General features: G+C 61.4%; 21 protein-coding genes. 11 read left to right on the top strand and 10 right to left on the bottom strand.

Translation table 11 applies throughout. The annotated features are described in order from the left end of the window. Genes sufC through RM533_RS04475 form a run of 5 tightly spaced genes read left to right on the top strand, consistent with a single transcriptional unit; the run spans position 1 to position 3,575 of the window. A complete protein-coding gene (gene sufC, locus RM533_RS04495; RefSeq protein ID WP_311339999.1) occupies positions 1–756 on the top strand; it encodes a Fe-S cluster assembly ATPase SufC in 756 nt (251 codons plus the stop codon). Continuing rightward, positions 756–1,511, top strand: coding sequence for a SufD family Fe-S cluster assembly protein (locus RM533_RS04490; RefSeq protein WP_311339998.1), 756 nt, complete (start codon positions 756–758; stop codon positions 1,509–1,511). Before sufC ends, RM533_RS04490 begins: the two co-directional genes overlap by 1 nt. After that, positions 1,508–2,722, top strand: coding sequence for a cysteine desulfurase (locus RM533_RS04485; RefSeq protein WP_311339997.1), 1,215 nt, complete (start codon positions 1,508–1,510; stop codon positions 2,720–2,722). The genes RM533_RS04490 and RM533_RS04485 overlap by 4 nt, the downstream gene beginning before the upstream one ends. Then, positions 2,722–3,225: an SUF system Fe-S cluster assembly protein gene (locus RM533_RS04480; protein WP_311339996.1), complete on the top strand. Its 504-nt coding sequence runs from the start codon at positions 2,722–2,724 to the stop codon at positions 3,223–3,225. The genes RM533_RS04485 and RM533_RS04480 overlap by 1 nt, the downstream gene beginning before the upstream one ends. Continuing rightward, the gene (locus RM533_RS04475; RefSeq protein WP_311339995.1) at positions 3,225–3,575 is read left to right on the top strand and encodes a HesB/IscA family protein; all 351 of its coding nucleotides are present in this window, start codon (positions 3,225–3,227) and stop codon (positions 3,573–3,575) included. The genes RM533_RS04480 and RM533_RS04475 overlap by 1 nt, the downstream gene beginning before the upstream one ends. Here RM533_RS04475 and RM533_RS04470 read toward each other — a convergent pair whose 3' ends face one another. Further along, positions 3,576–3,995, bottom strand: coding sequence for a hypothetical protein (locus RM533_RS04470; RefSeq protein ID WP_311339994.1), 420 nt, complete (start codon positions 3,993–3,995; stop codon positions 3,576–3,578). A 230-nt stretch (positions 3,996–4,225) separates the two neighbouring features. Between RM533_RS04470 and RM533_RS04465 the strand changes: the two genes are divergently transcribed. Next, entirely contained in the window at positions 4,226–5,221 is a 996-nt protein-coding gene (locus RM533_RS04465; RefSeq protein ID WP_432265031.1) for an adenosine kinase, read from the top strand. On the opposite strand, the gene purD is transcribed toward RM533_RS04465, so the two are convergent. Further along, positions 5,218–6,510, bottom strand: coding sequence for a phosphoribosylamine--glycine ligase (gene purD, locus RM533_RS04460; RefSeq protein WP_311339992.1), 1,293 nt, complete (start codon positions 6,508–6,510; stop codon positions 5,218–5,220). The genes RM533_RS04465 and purD overlap by 4 nt on opposite strands. Between purD and xseA the strand changes: the two genes are divergently transcribed. From xseA to RM533_RS04440, 4 genes are all read left to right on the top strand, one after another. Next, a complete protein-coding gene (gene xseA / locus RM533_RS04455; RefSeq protein WP_311339991.1) occupies positions 6,509–7,993 on the top strand; it encodes an exodeoxyribonuclease VII large subunit in 1,485 nt (494 codons plus the stop codon). The two genes, purD and xseA, sit on opposite strands and share 2 nt — an antisense overlap. A 27-nt stretch (positions 7,994–8,020) precedes the next feature. Next, positions 8,021–8,221 carry a DUF2093 domain-containing protein gene (locus RM533_RS04450; RefSeq protein ID WP_311339990.1) on the top strand — a complete coding sequence of 67 codons (201 nt, stop codon included), beginning with the start codon at positions 8,021–8,023 and terminating at the stop codon, positions 8,219–8,221. Between the two features lie 125 nt (positions 8,222–8,346). Beyond that, entirely contained in the window at positions 8,347–9,135 is a 789-nt protein-coding gene (locus RM533_RS04445) for a M23 family metallopeptidase (protein ID WP_311339989.1), read from the top strand. Next, positions 9,081–10,142 carry an esterase-like activity of phytase family protein gene (locus RM533_RS04440; protein WP_311339988.1) on the top strand — a complete coding sequence of 354 codons (1,062 nt, stop codon included), beginning with the start codon at positions 9,081–9,083 and terminating at the stop codon, positions 10,140–10,142. The genes RM533_RS04445 and RM533_RS04440 overlap by 55 nt, the downstream gene beginning before the upstream one ends. A 24-nt stretch (positions 10,143–10,166) precedes the next feature. Here the strand turns inward: RM533_RS04440 and rpmB are convergent, their stop codons facing one another. Next, positions 10,167–10,463: a 50S ribosomal protein L28 gene (rpmB, locus tag RM533_RS04435; RefSeq protein ID WP_311339987.1), complete on the bottom strand. Its 297-nt coding sequence runs from the start codon at positions 10,461–10,463 to the stop codon at positions 10,167–10,169. Positions 10,464–10,640: 177 nt separating this feature from the next. Between rpmB and RM533_RS04430 the strand changes: the two genes are divergently transcribed. Further along, the gene (locus RM533_RS04430) at positions 10,641–11,096 is read left to right on the top strand and encodes a nucleoside deaminase (protein ID WP_311339986.1); all 456 of its coding nucleotides are present in this window, start codon (positions 10,641–10,643) and stop codon (positions 11,094–11,096) included. On the opposite strand, the gene nadC is transcribed toward RM533_RS04430, so the two are convergent. The 7 genes from nadC to RM533_RS04395 form a co-directional block, all read right to left on the bottom strand. Next, a complete protein-coding gene (gene nadC / locus RM533_RS04425) occupies positions 11,093–11,959 on the bottom strand; it encodes a carboxylating nicotinate-nucleotide diphosphorylase (RefSeq protein WP_311339985.1) in 867 nt (288 codons plus the stop codon). The two genes, RM533_RS04430 and nadC, sit on opposite strands and share 4 nt — an antisense overlap. Further along, complete coding sequence (locus tag RM533_RS04420; RefSeq protein WP_311339984.1) at positions 11,959–12,759, bottom strand: LytR/AlgR family response regulator transcription factor; 801 nt, start codon at positions 12,757–12,759, stop codon at positions 11,959–11,961. The genes nadC and RM533_RS04420 overlap by 1 nt, the downstream gene beginning before the upstream one ends. Beyond that, positions 12,749–14,044 (bottom strand): sensor histidine kinase, encoded by a 1,296-nt coding sequence (locus RM533_RS04415; protein ID WP_311339983.1) that lies wholly within the window; start codon positions 14,042–14,044, stop codon positions 12,749–12,751. The genes RM533_RS04420 and RM533_RS04415 overlap by 11 nt, the downstream gene beginning before the upstream one ends. 88 nt (positions 14,045–14,132) lie before the next feature. Continuing rightward, positions 14,133–14,939, bottom strand: coding sequence for a DsbA family protein (locus RM533_RS04410; protein ID WP_311339982.1), 807 nt, complete (start codon positions 14,937–14,939; stop codon positions 14,133–14,135). Positions 14,940–14,962: 23 nt separating this feature from the next. Next, positions 14,963–16,276: a M48 family metalloprotease gene (locus RM533_RS04405; protein WP_311339981.1), complete on the bottom strand. Its 1,314-nt coding sequence runs from the start codon at positions 16,274–16,276 to the stop codon at positions 14,963–14,965. A 341-nt stretch (positions 16,277–16,617) separates the two neighbouring features. Further along, positions 16,618–17,271, bottom strand: coding sequence for a hypothetical protein (locus RM533_RS04400; protein ID WP_311339980.1), 654 nt, complete (start codon positions 17,269–17,271; stop codon positions 16,618–16,620). Between the two features lie 73 nt (positions 17,272–17,344). Beyond that, positions 17,345–18,280: an HpcH/HpaI aldolase/citrate lyase family protein gene (locus RM533_RS04395; protein WP_311339979.1), complete on the bottom strand. Its 936-nt coding sequence runs from the start codon at positions 18,278–18,280 to the stop codon at positions 17,345–17,347. Positions 18,281–18,307: the final 27 nt, after the last annotated feature.

Genomic DNA, 18,307 nt, shown 5'->3' with positions numbered 1-18,307 from the left:
ATGCTGAAAATCGATAATCTGCACGCCGAAATCGGTGGAACCGAAATCCTCAAGGGTCTGTCGCTGACGGTGAACGCTGGCGAGATCCATGCGATCATGGGACCAAACGGCGCGGGCAAATCAACGCTGTCTTACGTGTTGGGCGGCCGGCCCGGTTATGAAGTGACTGGCGGCTCGGTCCAGTTTGCCGGACGCGACGGGACTTGCGACCTGCTGGCGCTCGCTCCGCATGAGCGCGCCGCTGCCGGCCTGTTCCTGGGCTTCCAGTACCCGGTGGAGATCCCGGGTGTGTCCAATCTGCAGTTCCTGCGCGAATCGCTGAACGCGCAGCGGCGCGGTCGGGGTGAGGAGCCGCTGTCGGGAGGTGAGTTCCTGAAGCTGGCGCGCGAAAAGGCAGGCTTGCTCAAGATGGACATGGACATGATGAAGCGGGCGGTAAATGTCGGCTTTTCCGGCGGCGAGAAAAAGCGCGCCGAAATGGTCCAGATGGGCATCCTCGATCCACTGTTCGCCGTTCTGGATGAAACCGACTCCGGGCTCGACATCGATGCTCTGCGCGTGGTGGGCGATGGCATCAACGCGATCATGCGCGACCCTGCCAAGGGTGTGCTGCTGATCACGCATTATCAGCGCCTGCTCGACTATGTGAAGCCGGACTATGTCCATGTGCTGGCGCAGGGGCGGATCATGAAGACCGGCGGACCGGAACTGGCGCACCGGCTTGAAAACGAAGGCTATGAGGTGGTGGCAGCCTGATGACCCATGCCCATCTTCCGACCTTGCGCGATGAGGAGTGGCGCTACGGCAACCTTGCCGCATTGCAGGACATGGATGTTGCTGCCTTTGAAAACTGGCGCGATATCGATGTGGCAGCAGGCGAGGCGGTTACGCAATGCTTCACGCTTGACCACCAGGGCGACGCTGATCTGGTCCGGGTGCGCGTGAAGATTGGGCCCAACGCGCGCTGTTCGTTGTTCGCTGTGAACACCGGGGGACGCTATTCGCGCATGGAAATCGTGGTGCGAGTCGCCACCGGCGGTCATTTCGAATTTGGCGGGGTGACTATCGGCGGCGGCGATGCGACGCGCGAATTTGTTACCCGTATCGCGCACGATGAGCCGGGAGCCAGCAGCAACCAGATTGTCCGCGCCGTGCACTGGGGCAAGGCGACGGGCAATTTTCTCGGCCGTATCGATGTCGTTCGGGATGCGCAGAAAACCAACGCGGCGCAGGATTTCAAGGCAATCCTGCTCGAAAAAGGCGCAACGGCCAATGCCAAGCCCGAGCTTGAGATCTTTGCCGACGATGTAAAATGCGCGCATGGTGCGGCGATTGGCGCGCTGGACCAGACAGCGGCGTTCTACATGGCGGCACGCGGTCTGCCGCCTGAACTTGCCCGCAAATTGCAAATTCGTGCGTTCATTGCCGATGCGTTCGTTGCGCTCGACGATGAAGCCGCGCAGGAAGCCATGCTGGAGCAAGCTCTGGCGGTGTTGGAGGAACGAAAATGAGCGACACGCAAACGCTGTCGCGCAAGGCGGACTTTCCGGGCCTTGTCACCGAAGACGGCGCTGTCTGGCATTATCTGGACACCGCGGCGACATCGCAGAAGCCACAAGCGGTGATCGACGCTATGGCCAATGCGCTGGGCAAGGATTATGCCACGGTCCATCGAGGTGTCTATGGCCGGTCGGCGCAGATGACCTTGGGCTACGAAGCGGCCCGGCGGCGTGTGGCGGCTTTCCTTGGCGGGCGGGAAGAGGAGATCGTCTTCACCCGCGGCGCGACAGAGGCGATCAATCTGGTCGCGCAAAGCTGGGGTGTGGCCAATCTCAAGGCAGGGGACCGCATCCTGCTCTCCATGCTTGAACATCACTCCAACATCGTGCCGTGGCAGATGCTGCGTGAGCGCATCGGCATAGAAATCGATGTCTGCCCGCTGACTGAGGAGGGCTGCATCGATCTGGACGCAGCGGAGCAAATGGTGACCAGCGAGCATCGGCTGGTGGCGTTCTCCCACATTTCGAATGTGCTTGGCTCGACGCTCGATGCGCGCCGGGCGGCTGATATTGCCCATGGTGTTGGTGCCAGGCTGCTGCTGGACGGGTGCCAGTCCGCGCCGCGCATGGCCATCGACGTCTCGGCGCTCGATTGCGATTTCTACGTTTTTTCAGGGCACAAGCTTTATGGGCCGACGGGGATCGGCGCCTTGTGGGCGCGTCACGACATCCTGTCGGCAATGCCGCCGTGGCAGGGTGGCGGGGCCATGATCGACAGGGTCAGCTTTGCCAGGACGACCTGGGCCGATGCACCGCAGCGGTTCGAGGCAGGGACGCCGGCAATCACCGAGGCAATCGCATTGACTGCGGCAATCGATTATGTGGAAGCGGTTGGCGTCGGTTGTATCTGCCGGCATGAGGCAGCACTGGTGCAGCAGGCCCGCGACGCTTTGCGCAGCGTCAATGCTGTCCGGCTGTTCGGCCCGGAAAACAGCGCCGGGATCGTGAGTTTCGAGCTTGAGGGGGTTCACCCCCACGATCTTGGCACCATATTGGATGAAGAAAACGTCGCTATCCGCGCCGGCCACCATTGTGCCCAGCCGCTGATGCAATATCTGGGTGTGCCGGCGACTGCCCGCGCCAGCTTTGGCCTGTATAGCGACGAGGATGATGTGACTGCGCTCATACGCGGCATCGAACGCACGTTGAGGATTTTTGGCTGATGAACAGCTCGGACCAGTCCAGGGACAGGATCATTGCCCCACCGCCTAATGAACAGGTCAGCGGTGTCGATCATCCGCCGCGCGCACGCGTCAGCGATCTGGTCGAAGAGAGTGCGACCGACCGGCTGACGCGGAAGAAGGATTATCTGGAAGGCTTTTTGCAGAAAGAAGCTGCACCTGCCGCGACAGGGGAGCCGGGTGGTGATCTTTACGAGGCGATCATTGCGGCGTTGAAAGACATTTACGATCCCGAGATTCCGGTGAATATCTACGACCTCGGGTTGATTTACGGCGTAGAAGTGTCGGAAAATGGCCATGCGACGGTGCAGATGACGCTCACGACACCGCACTGCCCGGTCGCCGAATCCATGCCCGGCGAAGTCGAACTGCGCGTAGGTGCCGTTCCAGGCGTGGGCGATGCCGAAGTCAATCTGGTTTGGGACCCGCCGTGGGATCCGGGCAAGATGAGCGACGAGGCCAAGCTTGAACTGGGAATGCTGTGATGGTCGACACAAGAACCCGCCCCTCTGCCGTGACGCTGACCGCTGCTGCGGAACAGCGCGTCGCCGATCTGATGGCGCGTGCGCCAGACGATGCGATCGGCGTGAAGCTGTCCACGCCGCGGCGCGGTTGTTCCGGGCTTGCCTATTCGGTCGACTATGTGTCAGACGAGGTTGCGTTCGACGAAAAGATCGCCACGCCTGGAGGCATCTTCTACATCGACGGCGCGAGCGTCCTTTATCTCATCGGCAGTGTCATGGATTGGCGCGAGGATGATTTCCAGGCCGGCTTCACCTTTGAAAATCCCAATGCAAAGGGTGCCTGCGGCTGTGGGGAAAGCTTCACCGTCTGATCAGCGGCGCAGCGCCTTTGCACAGGCGGCGCGATCGACATCCTTGCCGTCGCTGCGGCGGGCTTCGACATAGGTCGCGCGTTCGGTTGCATTGGGGCTTGGCGGATAGAGAAAGACATCGAGCGTGCATGCTCTGCCTGCAAACTGCAGCTTGCGTGCGTCATCTTCCCATACATCGAGACGCGGTGTGCCAAATTGCCGCACCAGCGCCCCTGCGTCGGCGCCAATAATTCCCGTCAGCCCTGCCGCGTTCATGATCCGTGCCGGACGAAAGCGCGTGACCGGCTGAACCGGCGGCAGAACTGCAACGTCTGGCGCAGGCGAGGGAGCACCAGGCGTGGTTGTGGCTGTCGCGATCGGCCCGGCACAGGCAGCGATTACCGGCAGCAGCAGCACGCCAAGAGCAGCATTTCTGAACATTGCGGCAATATCCCGGCACGACAAATGGCGTGTTTCGCACATCGACGCACCATGCATCACGAACAGCGCCGCTGGCCAATGGCCATCAACCAGTTTTCCACAAGGTAACCGGCGCTTGCCGTTGCAGCTAACTGCCAAGGCTGCCTTGCGGCCGGCAGCATCGGCGCTTGCAGATGGTGTATTGCTTGCCTAACCGCAGCGCGATGCCTCACAACGACCGGACTGAACAAATGCCGCAAACCCGCTTTGACGTTCTTGCCATTGGCAATGCAATCGTTGACGTCATTTCGCCGTGCGATGACGCCTTTGTCGCAGCGCACGGTCTCGACAAGGGCGCCATGGCGCTCATCGATGCGGCTGAGGCTGAAGCGCTTTATTCAGCGATGGGTCCGGGCCGGGAGATCTCCGGCGGATCGGCGGCCAACACCCTTGCCGGTCTCGCCGGGCTTGGCGCCCGCTGCGCCTTCATCGGCAAAGTGGCTGACGATCAGCTTGGCGATGTATTCGCCCACGACATCCGGGCTGCGGGCATTCATTATGCTGTCGATCCGCTGATCGGCGCGGTGCCGACTGCCCGCTGCCTGGTGCATGTGACGCCCGATGGACAGCGCACGATGAACACGTTCCTTGGCGCCTCACAGGATCTGGACGCAGGCTCTGTCGACAAGCAGCTGATCAAGGATGCAGCAATCGTTTATCTGGAGGGATATCTGTGGGATCCCGAAGCTGCCCGTACAGCCATGCAGGAGGCGATTGTCACTGCGCGTGAAGCGGGTCGCAAGGTTGCCTTTACTCTGTCGGACGTCTTCCTGCTGCAGCGATTCGGGCAGGATTTCAAGGCGATGATCGAGGATGGCGCAATTTCAATCCTGTTCGCCAACGAAGGCGAGGCCTTGACCTTGACCGGCGCGGCCGATCTCGACGCGGCCATTGCGCAGCTTGCTCCCATGCTGCCATGCCTCGTGGTGACCCGCGGTGCACGAGGGGCAGTCGCGGTTACAGGCGGCGAACGGTTCGAAGTTCCTGCCGAGCCTGTTGAGAAAGTCGTCGATACCACAGGAGCCGGAGACAGCTTTGCCGCAGGATTTCTTGCCGGGCAGATTGCAGGCAGACCGCCACGCGATTGCCTCACGATGGGCGCAATTGCCGCAGCAGAAATCATCTCGCATTATGGCGCCCGCCCCGAGGCGGACCTCGAGGCGCTGATGGCGCGCAGGTTCGGCTAGGCGTTTCGTTCGCGCCTTACTTCGCGCCAGCCGATGTCCCGGCGGCAGAACCCGGCCGGAAAATCCACGATGTCGACTGCCGCATAGGCATTCGCCTGCGCCTGCGTCACAGTCGCTCCGGTGGCGGTCACGGCAAGAACGCGCCCGCCGGCTGATCGCAGCGTGCCATCTGCATCAACTGCGGTGCCCGCCTGGAACACTTTTGCTCCACTGTCTTCGGCACGGGCGATGCCGCCAATCGCATCGCCGGTGACCGGCGTATCGGGGTAGTTCGGCGCTGCCAGCACCACGGTCAGCGCTGTCTGCGCAGAAAAGCGCGGCGGCATGATGTTGCCGAGCCGGTACTCCGCCGCTGCCAGCAGCAGTTCGCCAAGATCATCCTCCAGCCGCATCATCAGCACCTCGCATTCCGGGTCGCCAAAGCGGCAATTATATTCGATCAGCTTGGGTCCGGAATCCGTGAGGATAAGACCGGCATAAAGCACGCCGCGATAAGGGGTGCCATTGGCGGCCATTGCCCGCACGGTCGGGGCGATGATCCGCTCCAGCACCTCGCCCTCGAGCATGGGCGTCAGGATCGGGGCAGGGCTGTATGCGCCCATGCCGCCGGTGTTGGGCCCGATGTCGCCTTCTCCCACGCGTTTGTGATCCTGGGCAGAACCAAAGGGGATGATGATGCTGCCGTCGGTTATGGCAAAGAAACTCGCCTCCTCGCCATGGAGGAATTCTTCGATGACGACACTTGCACCGGCACTGCCGAAGCGACCGGCAAAAATGTCCTCGATCGCTGCTTCGGCTTCCTTGCGGGTCTGCGCGATGATCACGCCTTTGCCAGCGGCAAGCCCGTCCGCCTTGATCACCACGGGAAGCGAAAAGCGCGGAAGCGCGGCCATGGCGGTTTCCCGATTGTCGGCCCGCTCGTAATCGGCAGTGGGAATGCCGGCCCTGGCGCATAGATCCTTGGTGAAACCTTTTGAGCCTTCCAGCTGTGCGGCGGCGCGGCCGGGACCGAACACCGCGATGGCCGCAGCACGCAATGAATTGGCCAGACCACCCACGAGTGGCGCTTCCGGGCCGATCACTACCAGCCCGATTGCGTTATCGGAGCAGAAGGCAGTAACAGCTCCATGATCGCTTGTGTCGATGTCCGTCAGCGTGGCATGCTGTCCAATGCCCGGGTTGCCGGGTGCGGCGAACAATTTCCCCCCTTGCGTGATCAGCCTCGATTGCGCCAATTTCCAGGCCAGCGCATGCTCACGCCCGCCGCCGCCGATCAGAAGGATATTCATGGCCAGACCGTCAACCTTTTCAGATGACCTGCCCGCAGCAGGCGAACAGGATGCGCGGCTGTTAGCGCGCGATACGCCCGGCGACAACGCCGCGCCTGTCAGCGTGAGTGAAATCTCGGCCATGCTGAAGCGCACGGTGGAGGACCGGTTCGGTCATGTGCGCCTGCGCGGCGAATTGTCGGGCGTAAAGCGGGCCGCATCGGGCCATCTTTACTGCTGCTTGAAAGATGACAAGGCCGTGATCGACGCGGTCATGTGGCGTGCGGGCGCCGCAAGGCTCGGTTTCCAGCCCGCAGATGGCATCGAGGTGGTGGCGACCGGCAAACTCACCACTTATGCAGGCAGATCGAAATACCAGATCGTTGTGGACAGCATGGAGATCGCAGGCGAAGGCGCGCTGCTTGCCCTGCTTGAACGGCTGAAGGAGAAACTCGAAGGCGAGGGGCTGTTCCAGGCGACGCGCAAGCGGCCGCTGCCATTCCTTCCGCAGGTGATCGGCGTCGTCACTTCTCCCACCGGGTCGGTCATTCGCGACATCCTGCACCGTCTTGAAGACCGCTTTGCCTGCCACGTCCTTGTCTGGCCGGTCATGGTGCAGGGCAGAGGCGCCGCCGAGCAGATCGCTGCTGCGATAAACGGGTTTTCAGACCTTGCGCCAGGCGGCTCCGTGCCGCGCCCCGAGGTGGTGATCGTCGCCCGTGGCGGGGGGTCGATCGAAGATCTGTGGGCTTTCAATGAAGAAGTCGCGGTTCGCGCCATTGCCGCAAGCAGCATCCCGGTGATTAGCGCCGTGGGGCATGAAACCGACACCACGCTTGCCGATTACGCCGCTGACCTTCGGGCCCCGACTCCTACTGCAGCGGCGGAAATGGCAGTGCCGGTGCGGCAGGAAATGCGCCTGGCGCTGGACACGCTGGCCCTGCGCAAGCGACGGGGAATAGCGCGGCCGGTTGCCTTGGCCCGGGAGCGGCTTGCCGGTTGGGCAGAGCGCTTGGCGAGCCCTGAACGGCTTGTCGCGCCGCATGGGCAGCGGCTTGACGACCTTGGCGACAGGCTGCGGCGCGCATTGGCTGCCCAGGCAGGCCGCGCCGGAGTGGCGCTTGCCGAGATGCGCGGCAGGCTTCGGCCGACGATCCTCTCCCAGAGAATACGTCAGGAAAGCCGCGCATTTGCAGGAACGGGCCGGCTCCGGGCCAATCCGGCCATGCTGCAACAGCGTCATGTCGCTGCGGCAGAGCGCGTGGCGACCATCGGCAGCCTGCTGAGACAGCTTGGCCCCTATGCGCCACTGGACCGGGGTTATGTGCTCGTCGAAGCGGGCGGGAAGGCCGTCCAACGCCGCGCCGCCGCGGCAAAGGAAGCGCTGCTCACGCTGCGTTTTGCAGATGGCACGCTTGAGGTGACGCAATCCACGCGGTCCACCGCGCCAGACCGGCCGCGCAGCCCGCGCAAGCCCGCGCCAGAGCAGAAGACGTTGTTTTGACGCCGGCTTACCGTTAGACGCACGCACATGTTCAAGACAGATGACAGCAAGGCGGCACGCCTGCGGTATGGACCCAACGGATTTCGCCAGCTGACGGCAGGCGATCACGTCCTGTGTGCAGTAAGCGGCGCGATGATTCCTCTCGAGATGCTGCGTTACTGGAGCGTCGACCGCCAGGAGCCTTACGCCAGTGCGCAGATCGCAACCAAGGCGTTGCACAAGAGTTGATCATGTTCGCAAGGAGCAGCGCACTGGCCGCCGCGGCCGTCCTGTCGGCATGCACCGCGGTGCCGAACGCAACCCCCCCCGCATCGGCAAGCCCTCGAACCGCCGCGCCTCAGCCGGGTGGTTCGATGATGACACCTCCACGAACACTGCGGCCCGCCGTATTCAGCTATGCAGGTGCGTTGACGCAGGGCGGCTGGGTTCGGGGGACCGTTCCTGTCGGCACGATCGCGTTGCAGATGGACGGATCGTCAGTTCCAATCGGTGAAGCCGGCAGCTTCATTGTCGGGTTCGATCGCGATGCGGGACTGAGCCCCGAGCTGACGGCAACACTTGCTGACGGAAGCGAGGTGGTGCAGCCGCTGTCCATCACACCGCGCGAATGGCGGCTTGAACATGTGAACGTCGCCCGACGCAGCGGCGGCCCAAGCGAGGCGTTCATGAAGATCCGCCGTCCTGAACTTGCAAGGATTGCTGCAGCTCGTGCCCGTGTCACGTCCAGTACGGGCTGGCAGCAGGATTTTATCTGGCCGGTCGAGGGCCGCATTTCCGGGCGCTTTGGATCACAGCGCATCTATCGAGGAGAACCGGGCAGTTATCATTCGGGCATCGACGTGGCGCCAGGCGCCGGCGTTCCCTTCGTCGCGCCGGCCGATGGCACCGTGGTCCTTGCCGCCGCAGATGGTTTTTCGCTGGAAGGCAAGCTGCTGATCGTGGACCATGGCATGGGACTGAACAGCGCTTTCCTGCATGCGCAGCGTCTCGATGTGCAGGAGGGTGACATTGTGCGCCAAGGGCAGCAACTTGGCCTGGTGGGTGCAAGCGGGCGGGCAACAGGTCCGCATCTTCACTGGAGCGTGAAGTGGAACGATGCCCGGCTCGATCCGATCCTGTTCTCTGGCGCGATGAGCAGGTGAATGTAGCAGCATTGCACAAGCGGTCCCGCACGTGGCGGGTTTTTGCTGCATCATCCCTGCTCATTGCCGCTTTTGTAACGCTTGACCAACATCAGGATCCGCCACGCTCCGCACAGACCGAGCAGATTGCTGCCATCCCCTTGCATGTTGAGCAGCATGCCGCCTTCTCCGCTGCTCTTGGACCGTTTACGTTGACCGGTGCATGGCGATTGGTCAGCGACGATGCCGCGTTCAACAGCCTGTCAGGTCTTGCCATGCTGCCCGATGGTCAAATGCTCGCGGTGTCGGACCGTGGCTATCGCATCATCATGCCCGCACCCGGCAAGACAGGCGCGACGCGCATCATGGAGACGCGCATCGGGGATGGAAGGATGTTTGCCATCCGCGATCTGGAGGCGGTTACCGTTGATGCCAGGACCGGCACCTACTGGATCGGGATCGAAAATCTGAATGGAATCGCCCGCTTTGAAGCAGGCAGCATCACCGCCCCTTTCGTCCAGCCGATGGCGATGGCCGGCTGGGCGAAAAATCGCGGGCCTGAGACACTGCTACGGCTTCAGGATGGCCGGTTCGTGGTCGTTTCAGAGGAGCGCCTGCCGTGTCGCAAGGATGAATTTGCTGCCCTGCTGTTCACGGGCGATCCAATGGAACGCCCGGAGATCACGCGATTTACACTTCACATGCCTGAAAGCTATCGGCCAGTTGATGCCGCGCAGCTTGCGGACGGCCGCATCCTGGTGCTTGGCCGCAGCTTTGGTCTGCTGAAAGGGTTTGCCACGATCATCGCAATAGCCGATCCTGGTGCGATCGCAGCGAACAGCATCGTGCAGACAAAACTTCTCGCGCGCCTGAACAGCGGCCCGCTCACCGATAATTACGAGGGCATCGCGGTGCAGCAAGCCGCCGATGGCGGAACGATCGTCTGGCTGGTTTCGGACGATAATCTGGCGCAGTTCATCCAGCAGACATTCCTGCTGCAACTGCATCTTGAACCCGGCGCGCCGTGACCGGCCGGGCACCAGATCATTCGATCAGGCGGTGATCGCTGCCGCCGTTGCTTTTGCCAGTTCCCGCTTGACCTTGAGCGCACGGGTGCTGAGCTTGGTGTCAGCGGTCTTGAGCAGCCAATTGTCAAGGCCGCCATTGTGTTCCACGGATCGCAGCCCATGGGTTGACACGCGGAACTTGAAGCTGCGGTCCAGCCCTTCGCTCATCAGCGTGACATTCTGCAGGTTCGGCAGGAACACACGCTTGGTCTTGTTATTGGCGTGGCTCACATTGTGGCCAACCTGGCGACCCTTGCCTGTCAGTTCGCAAATGCGCGACATGATTTCAACTCGCAATGAAAAGGTGGGATCCCATCGGGAAAGAGCCGCGCTTAGCCACCTGCGCGCATTGCGTCAAGCCGCTGCACGCCCGGTCCGAACGCAACCGGCGGGAAGCGAAGGCCTCCTTGTTCGGCTCTGCCAATTGCCCGTGCTGCGGATTTGCGGCATGAACCCTGCATGATCCGCTGGCCGATGCCCCCGCCCATGACGGCCGCACTGGCGCAGGCACGACTTGCTGCCGCTGCGGGGGAGGTTCCCGTGGGCGCCGTAGTGACGCGCGGCAATTCGATCATCGCTGCTGCGCACAACAGCCCTCGTGCCGCCTGCGACCCGACCGCACATGCCGAAATGCTGGCAATCCGGCAGGCTGCAGAGACGCTGGGGCAATCCCGGCTTGGTGATTGCGACCTTTACGTCACGCTGGAGCCGTGCTCGATGTGCGCAGGCGCGATCAGCCATGCGCGGATCGCAAGGCTTTATTATGCAGCCGATGATCCCAAGGGCGGTGCGGTCGAAAACGGGCCGCGCCTGTTCGGACGCGCCGAATGCCTCCACCGTCCAGAGATCTATCCGGGTATCGGCGCAACCGAGGCTGCGGCGATACTGCGCATGTTTTTCAGCGAGCGGCGCTAGATGGGCTGAAAATCAAGGCCGATGTCTGCGGCCGGTGCACTTTGCGTCAGACGACCCACTGAAACAAAATCAACTCCCGCCGCGGCGATCTGCCCGATTGTTTCCAGCGTCACACCACCCGATGCCTCGGCTGGAACACGACCGGCAATGACCCCGACTGCCTTTTTCAAGAGCGCGGGCGTCATATTGTCGAGCAACAGGTGAGTCGCTCCTGCCTGCAGCGCAGGTTCGATCTGATCGATGCGGTCCACTTCACAGATGATGCGCTCCACGCCTGCCTGCCGCGCGCGTGCCACTGCCTCGGCGACGCCGCCTGCAACTGCCACATGGTTGTCCTTGATCATCGCTGCATCCCACAGCCCCATGCGATGGTTTTGCGCACCGCCCATGCGGGTTGCATATTTTTCGAGGAACCGCAGACCCGGTATGGTCTTGCGCGTGTCCAGGAGCACCGCGTTTCCTCCCATCGCAGCCACGTAATGGGCGGTCATCGTTGCTATACCCGACAAGTGCTGCACGGTGTTCAGCGCGCTGCGTTCGGCGGTAAGCAAAGCGCGCGCATTGCCGGCAAGCCGCATCACCGGTGTTCCGGCTGCCACTCTCTCCCCGTCGCTTGACAGGAGCCGGATTTCGCAAGCGGGATCGAGCGCACGGAAAAACGCCGCTGCCACGATCAACCCGGCAAGTGTCGTCGCCTCACGGCAGTCCATCACGCCGGCAAACCGCGCATCGGCGGGAATCACGCTTTCGGAAGTGACATCCCGCCCACCGCCAGGCAGGCCGACACCCAGATCCTCGGCGAGTACTTCTTGCACGAACCGCTCAAGATCAAAGCCGGGCAGATGGAACGTGGCCTCGGCCATCAGTGTACAAACCTTGCGACGACATCGCGGTAGCTGCGCGACACCTTCACCTCCGCGCCGGAGTGCAGAACGAGAAAGCACTCCCCATTGGTGTGCGGCTTGACCTGCCGCACTTGGTTCAGGTTGACGATGGTGGAACGATGCACACGCTGGAACGCCCGCGGATCAAGCCTACGTTCCAGGTCTTTCATTGTTTCACGAAGGATTAGCGAATTGTCCCCGGTGTAGATGCACATGTAATCGCCGGCAGCCTCCACATGTTCGATGCTGTCAACATCGACGCGAAATATCTGTCCCCGATCCTTGATGTTGAGCATCTTCTCGAACCGATTACCGGTGCCGGCTTCTTCTGTTTCCGGCATCTGTTCGACAGCATCGGGCGCAACTTCGGCAAGCACGGTCTTGAGTTTTTCCACTTCTTCGAGGCCACGCCGTTCCAGAAGACGCACGCGGGTGCGTTCGACGGCATCGGCAAGCCGGTCTTCGTCAACAGGTTTCATCAGGTAATCAATGGCATTGGCCTCGAACGCACGCAGGGCATGTTCAGAAAAAGCGGTTACGAAGATAAACAGCGGCGGGTCGAGTTCCATAACGCCTTTCACGACCGAAAAGCCGTCGAAACCTGGCATCTGGATGTCGAGGAAGACGAGATCAGGTTTGAGGACCTTGATCGCCCGGATGGCCTCGCGTCCGTTGGCGCAGGTTTCGATGATCTCGATATCCGCAATCTTGTCGAGCCGCAGCTTGAGACCCTGGACCGCCAGTTTTTCATCATCGACGATAATTGTTCTAATGGTCATGATTGTTCCTGTAAGCTGCTCGGTCAGAGGCAGGGGCGTTTGCGTTGGGGGTAAGGCCAGCAGGGGTGGAGCCAGCGGGTGCCGCCGTCTGCCGGGATGGCTGATGCCGCGCAAGTGCAAGCGCTTCTGCGGCAGCAGCAGTTTCGAACGGAACTTCGATGGTGACGCTGAACCCCTCCTGCGGACGGGAATGGATGTCAAAGCGCTGCTGTTCGCCATAGGCTTGCAACAGGCGTTCGCGAATGTTGGCCAGCCCGACGCCGGTCGACTGCGCGCCGGCACCATGGGCCACTCCGACGATGTCTTCGGCACGCACATCAATCGGGAGGCCGGGCCCGGTATCGGCCACGCAGATCCGCAGCATATCGCCTGAACGTTCGGCCGTGATTGTGATCTCGGCACCAGTTTCCTGAGTTGAAACGGCGTATTTCACGGCATTTTCAACCAATGGCTGCAACAGCAGCGATGGCAACAGCGCTGGCTTGGCATCCTCGGCAATGACAAAGCGGGTGCGCAGCCGTTCCTCAAAACGCATGCGTTCGATACCAAGATAAAGTTTGAGGGTTTCAATTTCCTGCTCGACTGTCACCTGACCGGTTGGCTGGTTCACCAAGGTATAGCGCAGGAAGGTCGAAAGCCGCGACAGCATCGCATTGGCAGGCTCTGTCTGTTTGAGCAGCACAAGCGTGGAAATAGAGTTGAGTGTGTTGAACAGGAAATGCGGATTAAGCTGGTAACGCAGCATGGCCAGTTGTGCACTGGTCGCCTGACTTTCAAGCCGCAGCAGCTGATCGTTCTGTTCCTCGACCTGCAGGTAGAAATTGATGGCATAATAAAGCGCTGACCATGCGCCAAGCAGCGTCAGGTCCAGATAGAAAACGCCAAGGAACAATTGCGCAAAACCGGTCTGCCCGGCTGGACGGTAAAGCGAGATGACCCAGCTGTCGAAAAACGCATACAGGCTGACGGCAATCGCCAGCACCAAGGCTGTCACGCCCCAGGTGACCACCGCGCGCCGACCGATCAGCGACCGATAGATGACAGCAAGGATCAGGCTGATCGAAAAACCGGTGATCGTTGCCATCAGTGGCAGAATCAAGAATGACAGCGGCCGATCATTGGCAAGGCTGGTCACGCTGCGCACCAGCATTGCGCCACCCCAGCCAAGCGCTTGCAGACGCCAGAAGGCGCTGTTCTTGTCCTTGAAAAACGGTGCCGGCGCAAACGGCAGCACACTGAGGGGCTTGCCATAGCGCAGATGTGTGCGCCGCCATTGAGCGGTCATGGACGGCAGCCGGTTGACGGAAGCGCGACAGGCAAGCAATGCAAGGCATCGTCCTGCTGCCCAGTGCGGCAAGAAGCGAGCGTTGGCGTCATCCGCGCTGATCCAGCGCCTGCGCCAATGCAGCTTTGCCTACTGCGCCTTGCAGCAGCTTGCCATTTGCAATCCATGCAGGCGTTCCCTGGATCTGCAATTGTGCAGCGGCGCGGCGATTGCGTTCGATCTCCGCTGCAATGGCAGGATCATCTGCCATGGCGCGCGCGCGCTCGAGGTCCAGGCCGGCAGTGCGCGCAGCGGCGGTCACATTGGCCGCAGTTGGCTGGCCAAGCGCAAACAGCGCATTGTGAAACGCCGCATAGCGCCCCTGCGCTGCTGCTGCCAGTGCCATGCGCGCCGCTTCGACGCTGTCCTGTGACAGGATCGGCAGTTCGCGGATCACGACCTTCAGATCGGGATCGGCGGCAATCAGCGCAACGACATCAGCGGCCGACTTGCGGCAAAACCCGCAGGCATAATCGGTAAAGCTGACAAGTGTGGTGCCGCCTTTGGGATTGCCCAGCACTGCGCCTGTAAATGGTGTCTGAAGTTCAGGACCAATGGCCGCCAGCTGCTCGCCTGTATCGCGTATGCGCAATTGTTCCGCGACTTGCGGCAGGATCTCGGGGTTTTGCAGAAGCGTCCGGCGCACCAGCGCTGCAATGGCGGCCTGTTCGGTTTCGCTGAAGTTTCCAGCGGCTATGGCAGCGTCGTTATCTGCAACCAGCCCGTCATCCACGGCCTGTCGATCAAGCACCAGCCAAGCAACCATTGCGCCCATCGCCGCAGCGATGACAAAGCCAAGCGCCAGCACGCCGGGGCGCGAAAGGAAGCGATGGTTGCGAGATTTGACAGGGTTCATCGGCTGGTTTCAATCTGCTGGCGTTAATTGCGTTTGCGATCGCGTTCGATCACGCCGCGCGCCTGTAAGCCAATGTCCTGCGCCCGCAACCAATCAGCAGTTCCTGCAGGCAGCGCCGCTTCGGCGGCTTGCGCGTTTTGCAGGGCAGCTGTCGCATCTCCTGTCATCATCATGGTTTCTGCGCTGGCAAGACGCGCCCGCGCAGTGTCGCCCCGCGCGGCATAAATGCGGCCAAGCTGATACCAGGCCTGCGGGTTGAGCCGGTCCATCGCCACCGCAGCGCGCAGCACGCGTTCCGCCTCTGCATGGTGGCCGTTATCTTCTGTCGCGAGCAGTGCATGCCCGAACAAGGTCGCGATCAGCGGCTGATTGCCCGTGATGCGCACCGCCTCACGCAAAGGGGGCAGGGCTTCTTCGGCGCGGCCGCCTTCGAGGAGGATCTGGCCTTTAAGCTCCAGAAAATAGGGATCGCGCGGATCGGCAGCAAGCAAGGCGTCGGCTTCGGCCAACGCCTGCGGCATCAACGCTTCGCGAAAGCGCGAGTAGGCGCGAGCGTAATGTGCAGGAACCGTGCGAAGCGTTTCCGGGTAGGAGACAAGCACCCTGTCAGGCGGCGCGATATAGCCATACAGCTTGGCTTTCACGCGTTGAAACCGGCGTTCTAACTCGTCATCGGCAGAATTGTCCCACGCAGCATCTTGCTCGTAAACCATGCTGAGTGTGTCAATCCGCTCGCGCGACAGCGGATGGGTGCGAAAGAAACTGTCTTGATCGCTCGGGTAGTAACCCGCCCGCCGTTCCAGCGATTGCAGCTTGCGGAAGAAAGCAAGACTGCCGCGTCCTGAAAGTTCTGCTCCGGAAAGATATTTCGCTCCGGCAAGATCAGCCGCAGCCTCCTGTCCACGCGTAAAGGCCAGGAACTGCCCCATGGCTGCCTGCTGTCCTGCTGCCATGACTCCCATTGCCGCCTCGCCGCCGCCAGCTGCTGCTGCTGCTGCACCCAGGATCAGCGACAGGATCGAAATATTGCTTGCCGCCCGTGCTCCTTCGGAAAAATTGATGATGTGCCCACCGGTGATGTGACCAAGCTCGTGCGCAATGACGCCCTGTACCTCAAGCGCAGTGTCCGCCTCATTGATCAGACCGGAATGAATGTAGATCGCCTGCCCGCCTGCGACAAATGCGTTGACGGTCTGGTCGCCGACCAGCACGATCCGGACATTGCCCGGCTCCAGCCCGGCTGCGCGCACCAGCGGTGCTGCCATGTCGTTGAGCAATGCTTCTGTCTCGGCATCGCGCAGGATGGATTGCGCCATCACCGGCCGCAGGCACAGCATCCCCAGGACAAGCACAGCGAATATGCGTGCCAGCAAGTGGAGGGGCAAAGCAGATGGTGCGCGCATGAGATCCTGTTTCAGCTTTGGGCACTGAACCAGCGATTAAGCTTATCCGAGGCCTGTCACAAGCAATCATGTCAATGCCCGTCAAAGCACATCGCAATCAGGGCATGTTAGCACATGTTGCAACCACAGCACCTACGAGGACAGGCCGGAACCGTTTGAGTCACTCTGGGCAAGGCGCTTGAGGTGAGGTCATGGACATTTAACTGCGGACGTAGAATTGCAAGGATATGAAGCCGCTGGAAATCGCTTTTTGAAACCGGCGCACTGCCGGCAGGTCAAACCGCCTGTGCAATGATGCTGCCCCAAGGCGAATCTCGTTCTGAACCTTCTAGCGGGCGGGGCGCAATCGGCGCGGCTGAACAAGCACCTGCCCACTGACCGGATTGGGACCGGGTGAAATCCTGCTTCAAGGCAAGCAGCGTCGGGTCATCAGCCATTTCCCGCCAGGTCACGATGGCAAGCACATGATCGATGACATCACCACGCCGGGAAAACGGCAGCAGCACACCGCGATAGTGCATCTGCAGGGAATGTCGGTTCATTCCATCATCCTCGAACAAGGCGAAGCTGCGGCGGGTCAAAACGTCCGGCAGCCGGCTTATTATGAAGGAAAATGGAGAAGAGAGCGGAAGGTCGTGTACAGCACGGGCGCTGGAACGATCGCAAACGCCCGATTCATAGGACAGGCATTCACCGATAAACGACAATTGCGGGTCGGCTCCCGGTGCGGGGATCGTCAGCAAGACGCTGAACAGATCGAGTCCGGCATTGCGCGGATCGTCGATAAGTTCATGAAGGCGTTCCAGGCTGGGGAGCGGCCGGTTGCCAGTCGCCTGCACCCACCAGTCGCGGGCGCGCAATTGCATTCGTCGCTCGGCCTGTCCGAAGGAGGGGGGTGGAAGATCCCGCTGGGTGCTTTCGTCGCGCATCGGAGGGAAACCGGGTGCCTTTCAAGCTGCGTATTCGTGCTTCCTTCCTATGACAGTCGCAGTAAACAATCCGTTAATCGCCACGCGTGGCGAACGCCTCCTGCTGCGCAATGGCGTTCGCTTTTGCCAACAAGGCAAGCGCCTGTTCCAGGTGCAGCCGTTCCGCCATCTGTCCGTTCACCCGCAGCGCGCCAGCATCTTTGTTGGCGTCATCGTCGAAGGCGGCGATGATGGCACGAGCGTTCGCAAGAGCTTCTGCATCAGGGGCAAAGATTTCGTTGGCAGGGTCGATCTGGCGGGGGTGGATCAGCGTCTTTCCATCAAAACCGCTGTCGCGAGCCTGTCTGCATTCCGCCAGCAACCGCTCTTCATCCTCGAGCGCATTGCACACCCCGTCCAGAACGAACAATCCGTTTGCGCGAGCAGCAATGACGCTTTGTGTCAGAACAGGCTGCCAAACCGCTCGTCCGGCAAGTTGCGCAATGCCAGTTTCCTTCGCCAGATCGTTGAGGCCAAGCACCAGCGCCTCCAGTCTCGTCTCGCCAGCACAAGCGGCGATGGAGGTGAGGTTTAGAAGCGCGTTTGGCGTCTCGATCATCGCCCAGAGAACCGGGCGTCTGTTCAAGCTCTGGCCTGTACCGGCAGCGGCATTCAATCTTTTTTGAAGAATCCGCAAATCGTCCGCGCTGTTTACCTTGGGGATCAGCAGCGCATCGGGTCCGCACTCCGGGCTTGTCCGCGGGCCTGCTGTCAGCAAGGCGTCAAGATCATCTGCATGCCAAGCAGTTTCCATCCCGTTTATCCGGACGACGCGATATTGCCGGATCGATCTGCTGGCCAGCTCCGCCATTACCTGGCTGCGGGCCAACGCCTTGTCTTGTGGCGCAACTGCATCCTCCAGGTCGTAGATGATGACGTCGGCCGGCAATCGTCGCGCCTTTTCGATGGCGCGCGCGTTCGAGCCTGGCAGGTACAGAGCAGAGCGCAACAGCAGGGCAGGATTGTTCATTCCGCTTCCTTTTCAGCGGGGTGAGGC

This window comes from Croceicoccus esteveae (genome assembly GCF_031846435.1).
In the GTDB taxonomy this organism is placed as follows: domain Bacteria; phylum Pseudomonadota; class Alphaproteobacteria; order Sphingomonadales; family Sphingomonadaceae; genus Croceicoccus; species Croceicoccus esteveae.
The sequence above is the reverse complement of the archived record's forward strand: the minus strand, read 5'-3'. Positions and strand labels throughout refer to the sequence as shown.